Raw genomic sequence first — 15,352 nt, forward strand, 5'->3', positions numbered from 1 at the left:
TACTGTATATTTACTGAACTTCCTATATAATAAAATACATATGACATCCGAAAGGGGACAAAAAGATGAAACCGGCAAACCAAACAGATAGAACCGAACTACCGATTGTCATGGACAGTCTTGTAGAGTTCTTAATGGTGACCCGTACGGATGGTGAAGGCTTGATAACTTACACGAATCATAACTTCTTAGCTTCAAGCAATTGGACACCAAAACGAATTCTCGGAAAATCCTTTTGGCAAATGTTTTCCGAGGATGAACATAGCCAGGCGCAAGCACACGCGATTTGGAACCGTCTATCAAGCGGGAAATCTTGGTTCGGAACAGCCGAAAAAATGACACGGCATGGCGAACCTTATTATGTAAAAATGATGGCTATCCCTACGTTAGATGCGAACGGAACGCTTGAATCTAGTACTTTTTTAGAGCTTGATATTACAGAAGACGTCGAGTTAAAGGAGAAGCTCCAGCAAATTGCCTTCATCGATTTTGAGACCGGACTGATGAGTCGGCACAAATTAGAGACGCTTGTCAATGAATATATTGAAGAGAATAGGCATTTTTCGTTCGTGTACATAGCAATCGATCACTATTATACACTGAAAGATCTCCAATCGTATGATTCAGAATCAGTTTTGATCCAGGAATTTACGAACAGATTGAAACGGTATTTCCAAGGAGACTCAATCGCAAGAGTCGGCGTCAGCCAATTTGTCGTTCTGACGTCTTTCGGGGATTGGTTCGTCCAAGGCTTTCTAGAGTTTTTGAAAGAGCAGCCTATCTACATCGAGAACCATTCATTACCGTTATCGGTAAGTGGAGGCATCGTCCGATATCCGGAAGACCAGCTTTCCTATTCACATCTTTACAAAGCAGCGTTAGCAGCGATGAAAGCGATTACCGAGCAAGGCGGAGGGCGTATTTCCTCCTTATCCGCAGAGTCCCATAAAATATTGAATCGTCGTTCCCTCATCGACAAGAAAATGCTGACAGCGCTAGATCGTAATAACTTGCAAGTCGTCTATCAGCCGCAGTTGGATATAGCGACGGGCAACGTTCTTGTGTATGAAGCGCTTGTCCGTTGGGAGGACGAAGAAATCGGGCATATTCAGCCGGATGAACTGATACCGATTGCGGAGGAGAATGGGTTGATTCATGCTATCGGAGCTTACGTGCTCGAAGAAGCTGCTACTCTTGCAGTCAAGCTGATGGCCGATAAACCCGATATCCGCATTTCCGTCAATTCATCGGTACGGGAATTCGGCGACTCTTCGCAGATGAAGGAAAAGCTGACAGGCATTTTAGAGAAAACGAAGTGCCCTGCGGATAAGATTGAATTGGAGATAACGGAAAAATTCGCGTTCCAAGCTGAACAGGAACAGACAATCATTAAACAAATGAAAGCGTTTGAAGAGACAGGCATTCGATTCATCCTCGATGATTTCGGTACGGGATATGCCTCTTTCCGATACATGCAGCAATTGCCAATTTCCAAAGTGAAAATTGATAAAGTGTTCATTAATTCCTTGCTGACGATGCCGAAAACACGGCAGCTCGTCGAAGGGATGATTCTTTTCGGGAAATCGATGGGCCTCTACGTCATTGCGGAAGGCGTCGAGACTGAGGAGCAGTTCGAGGCATTGAAAGAAATGGGCATTGATGCCATCCAAGGCTATTATATCGGAGAACCTGTAAAAGGGAATGAGATTTCATTTTAAAGCAAGTGGCAATGGACAGGAATTTCCTCAGACTGATTGAAAACGCTTGCCAGCCTAGGCGCGAAGTCGAGCGAAGACGCGAATAGAACTAAAGTTCATGAGCGGACGAGCGAGACGAGCAACAACGGATGCGAGCGTTTGTCAACAGGCTGAAAGGAGCCGCACGGGTGCGGCTCCTTTTTTATTTCATCTTCAACGTGTCGATTTCCTTAAAGGAGTCGAGCTTATAGCTTTTCATTTCATTCATAGACAATGTAAACAAGCTATCTCCGCTGTACAGCAGCCGCTGGATCTGCTTCTCCCAATCTTCATACTGTTCGCCAGAAGCTTTCTTATTCACCAAATCGCCTTTCAGCACAATTCCGCTTTCTGGAGTGATTTCATAAACGAGAGCTCCGGAACCTTTATAGTCCACATCAAACTCCTTTTTTCCCTCTTCATAGATGCTTATCGGGAAACCGTAGAGATTCCTCTGTTTATGCTGGAACAGCGCCTTATGATCGTATTGGAGAGGTGAATACGTTCCCCGCCCTCCAATGATTTCCGTGAATTTCTCTTTCGGATTATGAAAATCCGTTACATCGAACAACGAGATTTTCATACCTTGCGTCAAAATCAGCGGCTCGCCTCCCGACGGATTCTTCCTCGCCACTGTATCATATCCGAAGCCGATCAAATGATTTTCATCTAATGGATGCAAATAATTCGAGAAACCTGGGATTTTCAACTCGCCTAACACTTTCGGCTTGGCAGGATCAGCGACATCTATAACGAATAGCGGGTCAGTTTCCCTGAATGTCACCATATATGCTTTATCTCCCATGAAGCGCGCCGAATAGATGCGTTCCCCTTTCGCGAGGCCTTTCACCGAGCCAGTCGTTTTCATGTTTTCATTCAAAATATACAGATGGTTTTTAGAAGGGTTTTTCTCATCCCACATATTTCCTTCCGTCATGACAACGCGGAAATTCCCTTTGTATTCATCCATGGAGAATTGATTCAAAATCGTCCCGCCCAGCTCAGCCGAACGGTAAAACTCGATATCAGCCCCGTCGAGCGTAAACTTGAAGATTTCAGTATTTGCTTTACCCGGATTCCAAATCATAATTTCGGCACTGCGTGAATTTGTTGTTGTTTCGTATTTCAATGCCGTCAAATAGAGATGGTCCTTCGTCATGTACATTTGGTCGCTGCTTCCAAGAAACCCTTTCGTTTTAAGTTCGGAAGTTTTTGGAGACGTCAAGTCGATTGCCGTAATGACGGAGTAGGAAGGGTCGGTTGCGCCAGGTAAAATGGCAATGTCTCCGAATTCCATGAATTTCTTCTCTTTTTCATTCGAATCAAACACGCGTGGACGCAGTGCATCCCCTTCGATTTCTTCCATCGCCCAGAAATCCGGAAACACATTTGTCACGAGATACAGCATGCCATCTGTCTTTCGCGCACTCTTTAAATAGCCTTCCACACCAAGCTCGCGGACGAAAACCGGCTTTTCCGGCTTCGCAATATTGTATAGACGGACAGTCGTCAAGCTGTTCATCGGCATGATTTTATCCATCATATTCGTTTTATCCGGATAGCGCTGCATTTTTTCGCCAAGCACTATGAGCAAGTCATCATGTAAAAATAGCTGTGATGGATAATAATCGTCTTTCGGATTAATTTCAGCAGCGATTTTCATCTTTTTAGGATTTCGGATATCGACGATTTTTACGGACGTCCCCTCGAAAATGGAGTACACATAATCGCCGTCCGTCTTTACGATATCCGATTCGTCCACGCCTTCGACTTGAATATTTGTCGATGAATGGTCGCCACCGCCAACCGCATTCGATGTTTTCGCACTATCCATCGAAGCTTTTGCAGATGATTCTTCTTCAACCGCTTCATAGGATACCGCTACAGACTGCATATCCTTCGCTCTCTCAAAATACGCTTTCAAGTCAGCTGCAGAGCTGATTGATTCAATTGAATCATAAATTGTGAATTCGATTTTATTACGCTTGAGCGACTTGAATTGGCTGCTCACCGCTTTTTGCTCCATCCGCAATGCATAGTTGCCCGGTTGAAGCCCTGCTACTTGCAATGTCCTGCCATCGTTCATTAATTCCAACCCCACTTCCACCTTCGCGCCATTTTGATCGGTTACATAAACATAACCATCATGAATGGCCCCTTTCGCCAAAGGTTCGGAAAAATGCGCTTTCCATCCATTGTCACTAAGAGCTGTACCTGCTGCGAAAACATTCACCTTCTCCATGAACATTGTGACTCCTGCAACGACCATGACCATAATCATAGCAACAGCAAACCATATAACCGGTTTCCTCAATTTCATCACCTTTCCTCAAATTCCTCTTTACAAAGTAGACTTCTTGGAATCAATTACGTTTCACTTTTCGGAAAAAACATTTTTGCACATTAATTTGAATATGGTAGTCTAATAGGGTGTGAGAAAAAATAGGGGGTAATGGGAATGAAAACACTTACAAGATGGTCGAACACGATCATGGAAAGGTACTTGCCGGATCCATACATATTCGTTGCCATTCTGACTCTTGTCGTCTTTTTGCTCGGTATCGGTCTAACGGATTCGGGTCCGCTCGAAATGACGGCCCACTGGGGGAATGGTTTCTGGGGTCTTCTTGCATTTACGATGCAGATGGTTATCGTATTAGTCGCAGGACATGTATTGGCAAGCAGTCCTTTCTTCAAGAAATTATTAAGTTCGCTGGCAGGATTGGCGAAGTCACCGGGTACGGCTATTCTACTCGTCACAGTCGTATCGCTGATTGCTTGTTGGATCAACTGGGGATTTGGTCTAGTCATCGGAGCATTGTTTGCTAAAGAGATTGCAAAGAAAGTGACGACGGTCGATTATCGGCTGTTAATCGCAAGCGCTTATTCCGGATTTATCATTTGGCACGGAGGGCTAGGCGGGTCAATTCCGTTGTCAATTGCAACGGAGGGTCATCCATACGAAAAAATGATGGGTGTCGTTCCAACGTCCGAAACGATTTTTTCAACGTATAATCTATTTATTATCGCTGTCATTTTTATAACTTTACCGTTGTTGAATCGTTTTATGATGCCAAAACCGGAGGATACGGTCACCGTCGACCCTAAGCTGTTGGAAGAGGAATTTGAAGTAGACGAGGCACAAGAAAAAACGCCTGCGGCACGCCTTGAAAACAGTGTGATTTTATCAATGCTCATTGGTGCATTAGGTGTCGTTTATCTTGTGCAGCACTTTGTCAGCAAAGGCTTCGATTTGAATTTGAATATTGTCAACCTGATTTTCTTTATTCTAGGCATCATTTTCCACGGAACTCCAAAGCGTTTTCTTGCGGCAGTTGCAAATGCTGTGAAGACGTCGGGCGGGATTATTATCCAGTTTCCGTTTTACGCAGGAATCATGGGCATGATGGTGGATTCAGAATTAGCGAAGGTTATGTCCCAATGGTTTGTTAGCATTTCAACTGAATCGACTTTCCCACTTTTCACTTTCTATGCGGCGGGGCTCGTTAACTTCTTCGTACCGTCAGGCGGAGGGCAATGGGCAGTTCAAGCGCCGGTCATGCTTGGAGCGGCTCAAGAACTAGGCGTCAGCTACTCAAAAACTGCTATGGCGATCGCATGGGGCGACGCGTGGACGAATATGATTCAGCCATTCTGGGCATTGCCGGCGCTAGCGATTGCCGGATTGCGCGCAAAGGATATTATGGGCTACTGTGTGTTCGTATTAATATTGAGCGGAATTGTTGTCAGTATCGGGCTCTTTTTCTTCTAATTGCTACAAGCAGCATCCGGAGTGCCAATTTGGCGGCTCCGGATATTTTTTTCTCCTTTTCACTCCTTGCTAGACAATCTTTCTTGGCCGTTTGGCGGGCTTGGCACGGGGGTAATCTAGTATGAAGGAAAACTAGATTACCTAGGAAGGAATTGAATCGGAATGGTTAAAGCATCTGAAGCGGAAACTCCGAAACGCAATTTAAAGCCTATTTGGATTGCGTTAGCTTTTATCGTTATGATTGCCATCGTCCTACTTCCGACTCCGGACGACTTGCCTGTGATAGGTCAACGGGCATTGGCCATATTGGCTTTTGCGGTCATCCTTTGGGTGACGGAGGCGGTTTCCTATCCTGTCAGCGCTGCGATGATTATTGGACTTGTCGCCTTGCTGGTCGGCTTTGCACCGGATATGGTGAATCCCGATACGATTGTTGGTACAAAAGCCGCGCTGAAGATGGCGCTTGGCGGCTTTTCCAATTCAGCCGTGGCACTCGTTGCGGCCGCCTTGTTCCTTGCATCTGCCATGCAGGCGACCAATTTGCATAAGCGGCTCGCACTCTTTATATTATCGAAAGTCGGGGTGAAAACGGGGGCAATCGTGTTTGGAGCAATTCTTGTTTCCATCGTGCTCGCCTTTTTCGTACCGAGCGCAACAGCCCGGGCAGGGGCGGTTGTACCAATCTTACTCGGAATGGTGGCGGCATTCGGTCTGCAGCCAAACAGCCGCCTCGGCGCACTACTGGTCATCACTGCCGTGCAATCCGTCTCCATCTGGAATATCGGTATCAAAACCGGGGCTGCACAAAATATGGTCGCTTTAGGGTTCATCGAAAAAGAATTCGGCGTCTCTGTGGCATGGAGCTCATGGTTCTTATACGCGGCACCATGGTCTATCATCATGTCAGTCGTCCTTTACTTCGTCATGATGAAATTAATTAAACCCGAAACACAAGTAATTGAAGGCGGGAAGGAATTGATCAAAGACCAGTTGAAAGAACTCGGTCCGATGAAATCTTCGGAACTACGGCTCATCATCGTTTCCGTCGCTCTCCTTTTCCTGTGGGCTACAGAAGAAAAGCTGCATCCACTTGATACGACAACAGTGACACTTGTTGCGATCGCCATTCTATTATCGCCGAAAATCGGCGTCTTCGACTGGAAAACGGTTGAACGACTCATTCCTTGGGGGACAATTATCGTTTTTGCGGTCGGCATCGCCCTTGGAACGATCCTACTCGATACGACCGGTGCTCAATGGCTGTCAGACAAAGTATTCGGCGCAATGGGGCTTGAAAATATGCCACTGCTTGCGACGATCGCTTTATTGTCGTTGTTCAATATTTTAATACATCTCGGATTTGCTAGCGCGACAAGCTTGTCGTCCGCCCTCATCCCGATTTTCATCGCTTTGACGACGACAATCGCAATTGATGCTAACAATGTTGGTTTTGTCCTGATCCAGCAATTCGTCATTAGCTTTGGCTTCCTTCTCCCTGTGAGCGCTCCGCAAAACATGCTCGCTTATGGGACAGGCGCATTTACGGTGAAGGATTTTCTGAAGTCTGGCATACCGCTCACCGTCATCGGCTATTTGCTCATTCTTTTGTTCAGTGCAACGTATTGGAAATGGATAGGATTATTGTAAAGTGTCAAAAAAATGCTGGGAGATCCATTCTCCCAGCATTTTTCATTCAATCCAACGTTTCAATACACATCACAATAGCCCGTTTCAAGTCTTCATGCGACCAGCTTGGCACTCGTCCGTGCTCGACGGCGAGCTCATGGGAAGCAGGAATATGAATAAAACCCGCAAGCATGTCCGGACGTTGTGCATTTACAAAATGAAGGACGCGGTACATGACATGGTTGCATAAATAAGCGCCAGCCGTGTTGGAAATTTCCGCAGGCAGTCCGGCTCCCTTCAATGCATCGACCATTTTCCTAATTGGCATATTCGTGAAATAACCGTCCGCTCCTCCATCAACAATTGGCTCATCAACAGGGGCATGGCCACTATTGTCCTTCGCTCCATCGTTCACATTAATGGCGATCCGTTCGGGCGTAATTTTGAATCGACCGCCGGATAAACCGAGCGACAGGACTGCGTCAGGTTTCACATTTTTAATATGAGAAATGATGCGATCGCCTGATACACTGAAATCGACCGGCAGCACTTCACTATGAATCTGGTATTTCCCGATTTCCAGCCCGTGCAATTCTTCGACAATCCGCGCGGTTGGATTGACGGGATAATTCAAAAATGGCTCAAAGCCCGTTAACAGCAATCTCTTCATTTCTACACATCCCCCTTTTCCCCATTATAACGCACATCATTTCGATTTAAATCTAGCAGTTTTGTCCCAGCCGATAACTTGCTGATTTTTCTTCGCCTTTATATATCGAATCGAGCTTCGTATAAATAAATACGTGAACAGTTGGGCATATGTGAAATACATGATGACGCTAATAAATACATTGATCGGCGTAAATGTCCGTTGGGTTGCCTGTGCGGCAAACAGCTGCGCCGTATAGATAATATAGGAAAGATACCAGATAAACAGCAATGGATAGCTATATTGCACAGCAAAAATATCGAGAATACCGAGAATGAACCAGACATATGACACAATCAAAAATAGCCAAAAAATCACGTAAACCATTAGCTGATGGACGGAATGGACAATCAACTTCCCACGGAAATAGCCTGGCTCCAATAGCGTCTTCTCAACGATATACAGATTCCCCTGTAGCCAGCGTGTACGTTGTTTGACGTAAACGGATAGTGTCTCAGGCTCCTGCTCCCAAGTGATGGAATCGGGAACGATCGGCAGGTAATACCCGTTTTGGGTGATTCGCAACGTCAATTCCGCATCTTCCGCGATGGCGTAAGGGTCATATCCGCCCAACTCATCAATGACGGACCGTTTGACGAGCATATTTGTCCCTGTCAATGAACCCGTTTTAAACAATTGCCATCTGCCTGATTGCATGAGGAGCTGGAATACTTGAAACTCAATTGAAATCATGCGGGTCAGCCAGTTTGCAGATTCATTCATCGTACGCACATATCCAACAGCTCCTGCCGATTGCTCGTTCTGCTCGGCTGTGGCAACGAGTTTGATCAGCGCATCAGGCTCTGGTTGATTGTCTGCATCATAGACGCAATAATATTTATTCGAGGATATGCTTAAACCATAGTTCAGCACTCGTGACTTGCCCCGGGGTTCGCCGGGAGGCACTTGAATATGATGCACATTTTTATATGTATCATCAAAAATTTGAGCAATTTCCGCCGTTTCATCCGTTGAATTATCGTTCAATACGTATATTTGCAAATCACCCGGATATTTTATGCTAACCATCGCTTCGATCGTTTCTTTCATGACAACCCCTTCATTATGAGCCGGAATGAGGATATCGACTCCGGGATAGGATTCAAGTGACGGGGTTGGCGCTCTTTCCATCTTAATACGGTTGTACAAACCCGCAACGAGCAATAGAGAATAATAGGATAGGAGCAATAAGAATAAGGCAGTCGTAAACAATAAGACGTAGACGATATTGTAGACCGCTCCTATAATAATGGCTGCTATAAACAAGAGGAATACTAGCAATAAGAGGACTGTTCGACGTCTCATGACATCACCCCTTCAGGCAAAGCCGTCTGCCCCTCCACCCGTGTTGCTGTCCACTCTATCTTCTCCAGCACATTCTCTTGGAACGTCTCCTTCAACTTCTTTTCAATTCGGCCTTTTACAACCGACACCCCGTCGACATCCGTGTTTTGTAGAAGAATCGTCAACTTGAATTCACCCGTTTTTCCTACAATATCAAAATGCTGTCTACTTTCCGTATGTAAAATGCTTCCTACTAACGATAATGCAGTCCGTTTCGTCATCCTCGGCAATTCCGACAAGTCAATTTGCACGAAATAGCCCGTTTCGTTCCGTCTAGCCATCGTCGCTAAAATGAATGCCGCCTGTTTTTCAAATTCCTTCCGAGGCAAAACACCTTCTTCCGTAATAAAACCTTCCAAATGCAAAATCCGTTCCTTCAAAAAATAATTCTCGCTTCGAAACTGGTAAACATACTTGGATAAGCTATATAGGGCAAATAAATGGACAAGAAACAGAAAATGCAAAACAATTGCCAACCCTTGATCAAGCGGGCTCCAATTATCCCTGAACGCAATGACTAAAAGGGCAAATACCGTCCCCACAGTCAAGATAATATAAAAGAAGAAGGCTAGACGATCGGACCCGATAAAAAATAAAATTGCAATCACTGCAAAAATAGAATATGTACTAATTGAAATCGCATTGTAGGTTCCTATGACAAGGACAATCATTGAAATCAGCCAAACAATTGCTACGACAGGCAATTTCATTTGATCCCAAATTGTGGATCTGTGCATATACCCACACCCCCTGGTCTCTTAATTCCCTGTTTTTTTTATTAAAAACCGAGTCACATCTCGAAAGTTTAATGGTTCCTTTACAGGGAATATCTCATTGTAAACGATATTTTCGAGGAGGAATATGACAATGAATGACAAGTATGAAAAAAAAGATGAACAAGTGACACCGCAGACACAAAATCATCAGCCGGGAATTGAAGCAGAAATGACTCCACCTCCCCTCTATGACGATGAAAACTATAAAGGGTCCGGTAAATTAAAAGGGAAAAACGCCCTGATTACTGGCGGGGATAGCGGAATCGGCCGCGCCGTCGCCGTGGCTTTTGCGAAAGAAGGCGCCAACGTGGCGATCGCATACTTGGATGAAGCCGAAGATGTCGATGCAAATAAAACCGTTGAGTTGATTGAACAATACGGCGGAAAAGCAAAAAAAATTCGCATCGATATTAGTGAAGAGGAAAATTGCGAGAAGCTGATTGACGATGTCGTCCAGGAATTCGGCAGTTTGAATATCCTCGTGAACAATGCCGGAAAGCAGTTCCCGCAAGACGACATCTCTCAAATTTCAAGCGATCAACTGCGCGAAACGTTCGACACCAATTTCTTCGGCTTGTTCTATTTATCGAAAGCGGCGCTAGCTCATATGAAGGATGGCGATTGCATCATCAATACATCTTCGGTCACGGCGTATAACGGCTCGCCGGGATTGATTGATTATTCGGCAACGAAAGGCGCCATTACAACATTCACCCGCTCACTTGCATTAAACTTGGCAGGCAAAGGCATTCGCGTTAACGCAGTAGCCCCTGGTCCAATATGGACGCCATTGATTCCAGCGACATTCGATGCACAAAAAGTAGAGCAGCACGGAGCGGATACACCAGTGAAGCGCCGAGGACAGCCGGCGGAGAACGCACCGGCGTATGTCTTCCTTGCATCTAGCGATTCCAGCTATATGACGGGCCAGACGATCCATGTTGATGGCGGGGATTATGTAGGTTCTTGATTGTTAAGGGATGACGCTTTGAGTGCAGGGCTTGAATCTTGAGCGCGAATTCGGATTCTTGGGCGCGAAATCCAATTCTTGAGCGCAAAACTCATTTCATGAGCGCCAAACCCGATTCTTGGGCGCGAAACCTGATTCTTGAGCGCCAAACCTGATTCTTGAGCGCAGAAACCTGATTCTTGAGCGTAGAACCTGATTCTTGAGCGCAGATTCCGATTCTTGAGCGTAGAACTCGATTCTTGAGCGCAAAACTCGATGCTTGAGCGCAAAACTCGATTCTTGAGCGCCAAACTCATTTCTTGAGCGCGCCCAAAGTCTCTCACATATTAAAAAAGCGATTTGCAGAAATTCATCTGCAAATCGCTTTTTCTTATGCTTCTACAGTATCTCTTGAATACCGTTTTTTGAACACCAATGCAAAATAACCGAACGTAATTGCCAAACATGCGACCATGAAGCCGATCAACACACCGTTGCTTGCCCACAGATGCGCGATGTCACCAGTGGAGATCGCCGCCTTGAAAGCTTGGACGGAATATGTCATCGGCAACAACGTATTAAACACTTGAAGAGGTTCAGGAATTAATTCCAACGGGAACGTTCCTGCACTCGTTGTCAACTGCAATATCAATACAAGAATCGCAACGAAGCGGCCTGGATCTCCGAGCAACGACACCAACATCTGAACGATTGCGATGTACGTGTAGCTCGTAATAATCGCTGTCAAAATGAACAACGGCAAATTGACCGTTTCCATTCCAAGTGCTCCTTTAATGATGCCGACTGCGACTAAGGCTTGCACAAGTCCAACGATCGCCAAGACGGATACCTTGCTCGCCATCCATCCGAATGCGCCTGTCGGTTTGATCGCCGGTTCGACGAGCGGGAAGACAATTGACACTAACAATGCCCCGACAAACAAGCCGAGTGACAGGAAGTACGGCGCGAATCCTGTACCATAGTTCGGCACTTCATTGATGCCCTCTTTTTGGACATCAACTGGAGATGCCGCCATTTCATACGTCTTCTCGTTTGGATTCACTTCGCCCGCGGTTGCATTGGCCTCCGCTAGTTTTTCTTGCAATGTCACTGTTCCTTCATTCAACTCATTCATGCCGTCTGTCAACTTCGCCGAGCCGTCCGCAAGCTCTTTCGATTTCGAAGCAAGCGTACCGGTTCCTTCTTTCAACGTTCCCGTGCCGGCATTCAATTCATTCAAGCCAGAAGCCAAATCAGAAGATCCTTTCTGTGCTTTTACAACGCCTTCAGACAGCTGATCAAGACCGGCTGCTAACGCACCGTTCCCTTCTGTAAGAGCTGAAGACCCTGCAACGAGCTTAGCGGAAGATCCATTTAATTCATTCAGACCTGTAAGTGCTTGCGCATGGCCGTCGCGCAACTGACTAGCTGAGCTGTTCAATTGGGCAGTTCCATCGCTAAGCGCCGCAGTTCCAGAGGAAAGCTCACTCATACCGCCCGATAGTTCAGCACTTCCTTGTTGCAATTGGCTTAATGCCACTTTCAAACCGGCCTGTTGATCCTCCGGCAATGAAGCTAATACAGGTGCCAATTTTTCGGATAGATCATTGATGCCCGCATTTACATTTTTCGAAGCATCTGCAAGTTTTTGAGCAGACCCATTCAATGCAGCTGTTTTTTCTTTGATTGTTCCAACCGCTTTTCCAAACTCGGCTTCTTTTTCCGCAATTTGCGCATAGCTAGCTCTCAATTTCTCAACACCAGCCGTATAATCTGTGATCCCCGACTGCAAATCGGATGCGCCCGTACTCGCTTTACTTGCACCCGTGCGAAGATCTTCGACACCAGTTGAAAGCGCACCGATTCCTTTATTCAAATCCGCAGCACCTTTCGCGGCTTCCGTAGTCCCTTGCGCCAACTTGTCGGAACCGTCCTTCAACGTGATTGTGCTGGACGCCAACGTTTCCAAATACCCTTTCAAATCATCCGCGCCTTTTGCCAGCTCACTTGCACCATCATGCAATTCACCCGCACCATCCGCAGCATCGCCGAAGCCTGTACCCATCTCATTGATGGAGTCAAACAACTGCTCAGCATAAGTAGAAGCAACTTTATCATTCACTTCCGCACGAATCCGTTCCATCGCCGTCTCCCCAATTTGGGCAGACAAGAAGTTAAAGCCCTCATTCGGCTTATACACGATCGTCAACTTTTCCGGATTTTCATCCAGCAATGTCGTAGCGTGCTGCGAAAAGTTCTCCGGTATTTCAATCGCGATATAGTAGTCTTGATTTTTCAAGCCGGCTTCCGCGTCCGCCTTGGAAACTTCCTGGATGTTAAAATTATTTCCATCCAACAGTTTATCGACTAATTCATCGCCTAGCGCAAGCTGTTTTCCTTCCAACTCTGCACCTTCATCCAAATTGACGATCGCTACAGGCAATGCATCCATATTGGCATATGGATCCCAAAATGCCCATAAGAACATTCCTGCATATAAAACTGGAATGAAAAGAATAGCGATCATCGGTACAAGTAATTTTCTTGTACGGAGAAGCTGTTTCCATTCCGCGAATATCATTGATTTTTTCATCCATTCATTCCTCCATTTGTACTAATTGACCAAAATCCTCATATGGTCAATCGTGAATAAAAAAAGAGTCTCAAGCTAAGAGACTTGTAAAAATAGTGTTGCTTAATAATCCTGCAATCCGTTCTTCGGACAACTCTTCGTCCTCATGGGTTTTCCCCCAATCGACGACAAGCGCCAAATACGATTTGAATAGAAGGAATGCGATAAGCTCACTGTCGCATGGCTTTAATTCGCCTTTGTCGACTGCCCGCTCAATTTTCGCTTTAATATAAGAGACGATTTCATTTTCAATTTGAGCAAGCACTTCAATGACGGCAGGTGTGCGCAATTCTTTTCCTTCATCGATCAATTTGGCGTACAATTGATGCGTCTCTCGGAATTTCAACATTTGCATAAGCCGTGCATGGGCATTTCGTTCAAAGGACGCACCTTCGACGGTTGCCGCGTCAGATGCCGCTCGCATTTCTTCGACCATTTGCAGGACGATTGCATTGAACAGTTCTTCTTTGTTTGCGAAAAATGTATAGATCGTCCCTTTTCCTACATTCGCTATTTTGGCGACTTGGTCCATCGTCGTCGCTTTATAGCCGAATAACGAAAATGATTTGGCAGCTGCCTCCAAAATTTCTTGTCTGCGATCCACTTCCCCACCTCGCTTCATTGACCAAAATACACTTTTGGTCATCCAGTCATTATATTACACCCATGTATGCCGGATTGCAACAAAAAAAGAAGTTATCATAGTTTCACGATAACTTCTGTGCCATCCTTCGCTTTGACGTTCACTAATCCAAGTCCTCTATGTTTCTTCAACTCTGACACAATACTTCTTAGTTCATTTTTATCCAACGGTGGAATTGCAAACGCTTTTTCCTTGTCTTCAGAATGATCGACAATCCATTTATTAATGAGCTGCTGAAACCGTTCTGAAGATAGGATCATGATGCCGATTGTCAGGAATACATACGGGATCGGGATGAACAAGCGCACCTTATCTGCCTTCACTTTGACTCGCATCATTTATTCGATAAACACGGAAACCGTATCGCCGTCCGCCGATTTGACGTCAACGATTTGTCCGTCCAATTCATTGTCAATCGCTTCGATCAGCACTTCGATATCAATGTCTTTCACGTATTTCTCTGATTGAGGAATGTTCCCCGCAATATTATGTCCCGCCTTTAAGAGGACTTTGATCAGCTTGATTGGCAAGTTGACAGAAACATTGTCGTTATCCGCTGATACGACCCGGATTTTCAATGTCTTATCTGTATATGCAGTCGGCTTAGATGATGCGCTTCCTGAATCCCTATTTTTCAATACTTCAATTAGCTCTGACGCTTTCTCCGCGTCCACTTTCCCCTCTTGTACAAGCGTCAACACTTTTTCAATTTCCGTTTTCATCACGAATTCCCCCTATTCATCTTTTAACAGTTTAATCGCTTCTTCCGGAGTGATTTCTCCGCTTTCTAGCATGGCAACGACTTTCTTCTCATCCACCTCACTTTTCTTTTTTATCTCATAGCCGAGCGAGCTGACAACTTCATTCAACTTGCCTCGGACAGTCGGATACGAAATTCCAAGCTCTTTTTCAACTTCTTTAATATTGCCCCTGCATGCCAAAAACACTTCGACAAAATGGAGTTGTTCCCCAGACAACGCAGCCAATTTGGAAAGCTCAAATTCATTTTCAATAGACGTATGGCATCGGTTGCAATGAAGTTTTGTAACTTTCAGCGTTTCGTCGCAAACAGGACAATGACTTATAACGGGATATGCCATAATTATCTGAATTCCCCTTTCATTTGAATTCATCATATCTCATCTATTTCCAAATAGCAAGTTTA

At 45.3% G+C, this 15,352-nt stretch carries 13 protein-coding genes; 4 read left to right on the forward strand and 9 right to left on the reverse strand.

Going from position 1 to position 15,352, the window contains the following annotated elements; genetic code table 11:
- The first annotated feature begins 65 nt into the window (after nt 1-65).
- The gene (locus tag ACTHPA_RS01745) at nt 66-1,718 is read left to right on the forward strand and encodes an EAL domain-containing protein (RefSeq protein WP_440498333.1); all 1,653 of its coding nucleotides are present in this window, start codon (nt 66-68) and stop codon (nt 1,716-1,718) included.
- A gap of 181 nt (nt 1,719-1,899) precedes the next feature.
- On the opposite strand, the gene ACTHPA_RS01750 is transcribed toward ACTHPA_RS01745, so the two are convergent.
- Entirely contained in the window at nt 1,900-4,056 is a 2,157-nt protein-coding gene (locus ACTHPA_RS01750; protein ID WP_440498334.1) for a beta-propeller domain-containing protein, read from the reverse strand.
- Nucleotides 4,057-4,194: 138 nt separating this feature from the next.
- Between ACTHPA_RS01750 and ACTHPA_RS01755 the strand changes: the two genes are divergently transcribed.
- A complete protein-coding gene (locus tag ACTHPA_RS01755; protein ID WP_440498335.1) occupies nt 4,195-5,508 on the forward strand; it encodes a short-chain fatty acid transporter in 1,314 nt (437 codons plus the stop codon).
- 162 nt (nt 5,509-5,670) lie between these two features.
- Complete coding sequence (locus tag ACTHPA_RS01760; RefSeq protein WP_440498336.1) at nt 5,671-7,155, forward strand: DASS family sodium-coupled anion symporter; 1,485 nt, start codon at nt 5,671-5,673, stop codon at nt 7,153-7,155.
- 46 nt (nt 7,156-7,201) lie between these two features.
- Here the strand turns inward: ACTHPA_RS01760 and ACTHPA_RS01765 are convergent, their stop codons facing one another.
- The 3 genes from ACTHPA_RS01765 to ACTHPA_RS01775 are packed head-to-tail and all read right to left on the reverse strand — an operon-like array spanning nt 7,202 to nt 9,924.
- Nucleotides 7,202-7,804 (reverse strand): pyroglutamyl-peptidase I, encoded by a 603-nt coding sequence (locus tag ACTHPA_RS01765; protein ID WP_440498337.1) that lies wholly within the window; start codon nt 7,802-7,804, stop codon nt 7,202-7,204.
- Nucleotides 7,805-7,840: 36 nt separating this feature from the next.
- On the reverse strand, nt 7,841-9,148 hold the full coding sequence (locus ACTHPA_RS01770) for a glycosyltransferase family 2 protein (RefSeq protein WP_440498338.1): 1,308 nt from the start codon (nt 9,146-9,148) through the stop codon (nt 7,841-7,843).
- Entirely contained in the window at nt 9,145-9,924 is a 780-nt protein-coding gene (locus tag ACTHPA_RS01775; RefSeq protein WP_440498339.1) for a hypothetical protein, read from the reverse strand. The genes ACTHPA_RS01770 and ACTHPA_RS01775 overlap by 4 nt, the downstream gene beginning before the upstream one ends.
- 130 nt (nt 9,925-10,054) lie before the next feature.
- Between ACTHPA_RS01775 and ACTHPA_RS01780 the strand changes: the two genes are divergently transcribed.
- The gene (locus ACTHPA_RS01780) at nt 10,055-10,933 is read left to right on the forward strand and encodes an SDR family oxidoreductase (protein WP_440498340.1); all 879 of its coding nucleotides are present in this window, start codon (nt 10,055-10,057) and stop codon (nt 10,931-10,933) included.
- Between the two features lie 370 nt (nt 10,934-11,303).
- Here the strand turns inward: ACTHPA_RS01780 and ACTHPA_RS01785 are convergent, their stop codons facing one another.
- The 5 genes from ACTHPA_RS01785 to ACTHPA_RS01805 all read right to left on the reverse strand — a co-directional run bounded on the left by ACTHPA_RS01785 (nt 11,304) and on the right by ACTHPA_RS01805 (nt 15,287).
- The gene (locus ACTHPA_RS01785; RefSeq protein WP_440498341.1) at nt 11,304-13,505 is read right to left on the reverse strand and encodes a YhgE/Pip family protein; all 2,202 of its coding nucleotides are present in this window, start codon (nt 13,503-13,505) and stop codon (nt 11,304-11,306) included.
- Nucleotides 13,506-13,575: 70 nt separating this feature from the next.
- Entirely contained in the window at nt 13,576-14,148 is a 573-nt protein-coding gene (locus ACTHPA_RS01790; RefSeq protein ID WP_440498342.1) for a TetR/AcrR family transcriptional regulator, read from the reverse strand.
- Nucleotides 14,149-14,243: 95 nt separating this feature from the next.
- Nucleotides 14,244-14,510 carry a hypothetical protein gene (locus ACTHPA_RS01795; protein ID WP_440498343.1) on the reverse strand — a complete coding sequence of 89 codons (267 nt, stop codon included), beginning with the start codon at nt 14,508-14,510 and terminating at the stop codon, nt 14,244-14,246.
- Nucleotides 14,511-14,525: 15 nt separating this feature from the next.
- Nucleotides 14,526-14,909 (reverse strand): SHOCT-like domain-containing protein, encoded by a 384-nt coding sequence (locus ACTHPA_RS01800; RefSeq protein WP_440498344.1) that lies wholly within the window; start codon nt 14,907-14,909, stop codon nt 14,526-14,528.
- 12 nt (nt 14,910-14,921) lie between these two features.
- Complete coding sequence (locus tag ACTHPA_RS01805; RefSeq protein WP_440498345.1) at nt 14,922-15,287, reverse strand: DUF2089 domain-containing protein; 366 nt, start codon at nt 15,285-15,287, stop codon at nt 14,922-14,924.
- Nucleotides 15,288-15,352: the final 65 nt, after the last annotated feature.

The organism is Sporosarcina sp. SAFN-015 (genome assembly GCF_051966875.1).
Lineage (GTDB): Bacteria > Bacillota > Bacilli > Bacillales_A > Planococcaceae > Sporosarcina.

Bases quoted from the DNA above. Each gene is read 5' to 3' on its own strand.
- ACTHPA_RS01745 (WP_440498333.1), top strand. From the start codon at position 66: ATGAAACCGGCAAACCAAACAGATAGAACCGAACTACCGATTGTCATG.
- ACTHPA_RS01750 (WP_440498334.1), bottom strand. From the start codon at position 4,056: ATGAAATTGAGGAAACCGGTTATATGGTTTGCTGTTGCTATGATTATG.
- ACTHPA_RS01755 (WP_440498335.1), top strand. From the start codon at position 4,195: ATGAAAACACTTACAAGATGGTCGAACACGATCATGGAAAGGTACTTG.
- ACTHPA_RS01760 (WP_440498336.1), top strand. From the start codon at position 5,671: ATGGTTAAAGCATCTGAAGCGGAAACTCCGAAACGCAATTTAAAGCCT.
- ACTHPA_RS01765 (WP_440498337.1), bottom strand. From the start codon at position 7,804: ATGAAGAGATTGCTGTTAACGGGCTTTGAGCCATTTTTGAATTATCCC.
- ACTHPA_RS01770 (WP_440498338.1), bottom strand. From the start codon at position 9,148: ATGAGACGTCGAACAGTCCTCTTATTGCTAGTATTCCTCTTGTTTATA.
- ACTHPA_RS01775 (WP_440498339.1), bottom strand. From the start codon at position 9,924: ATGCACAGATCCACAATTTGGGATCAAATGAAATTGCCTGTCGTAGCA.
- ACTHPA_RS01780 (WP_440498340.1), top strand. From the start codon at position 10,055: ATGAATGACAAGTATGAAAAAAAAGATGAACAAGTGACACCGCAGACA.
- ACTHPA_RS01785 (WP_440498341.1), bottom strand. From the start codon at position 13,505: ATGAAAAAATCAATGATATTCGCGGAATGGAAACAGCTTCTCCGTACA.
- ACTHPA_RS01800 (WP_440498344.1), bottom strand. From the start codon at position 14,909: ATGAAAACGGAAATTGAAAAAGTGTTGACGCTTGTACAAGAGGGGAAA.
- ACTHPA_RS01805 (WP_440498345.1), bottom strand. From the start codon at position 15,287: ATGGCATATCCCGTTATAAGTCATTGTCCTGTTTGCGACGAAACGCTG.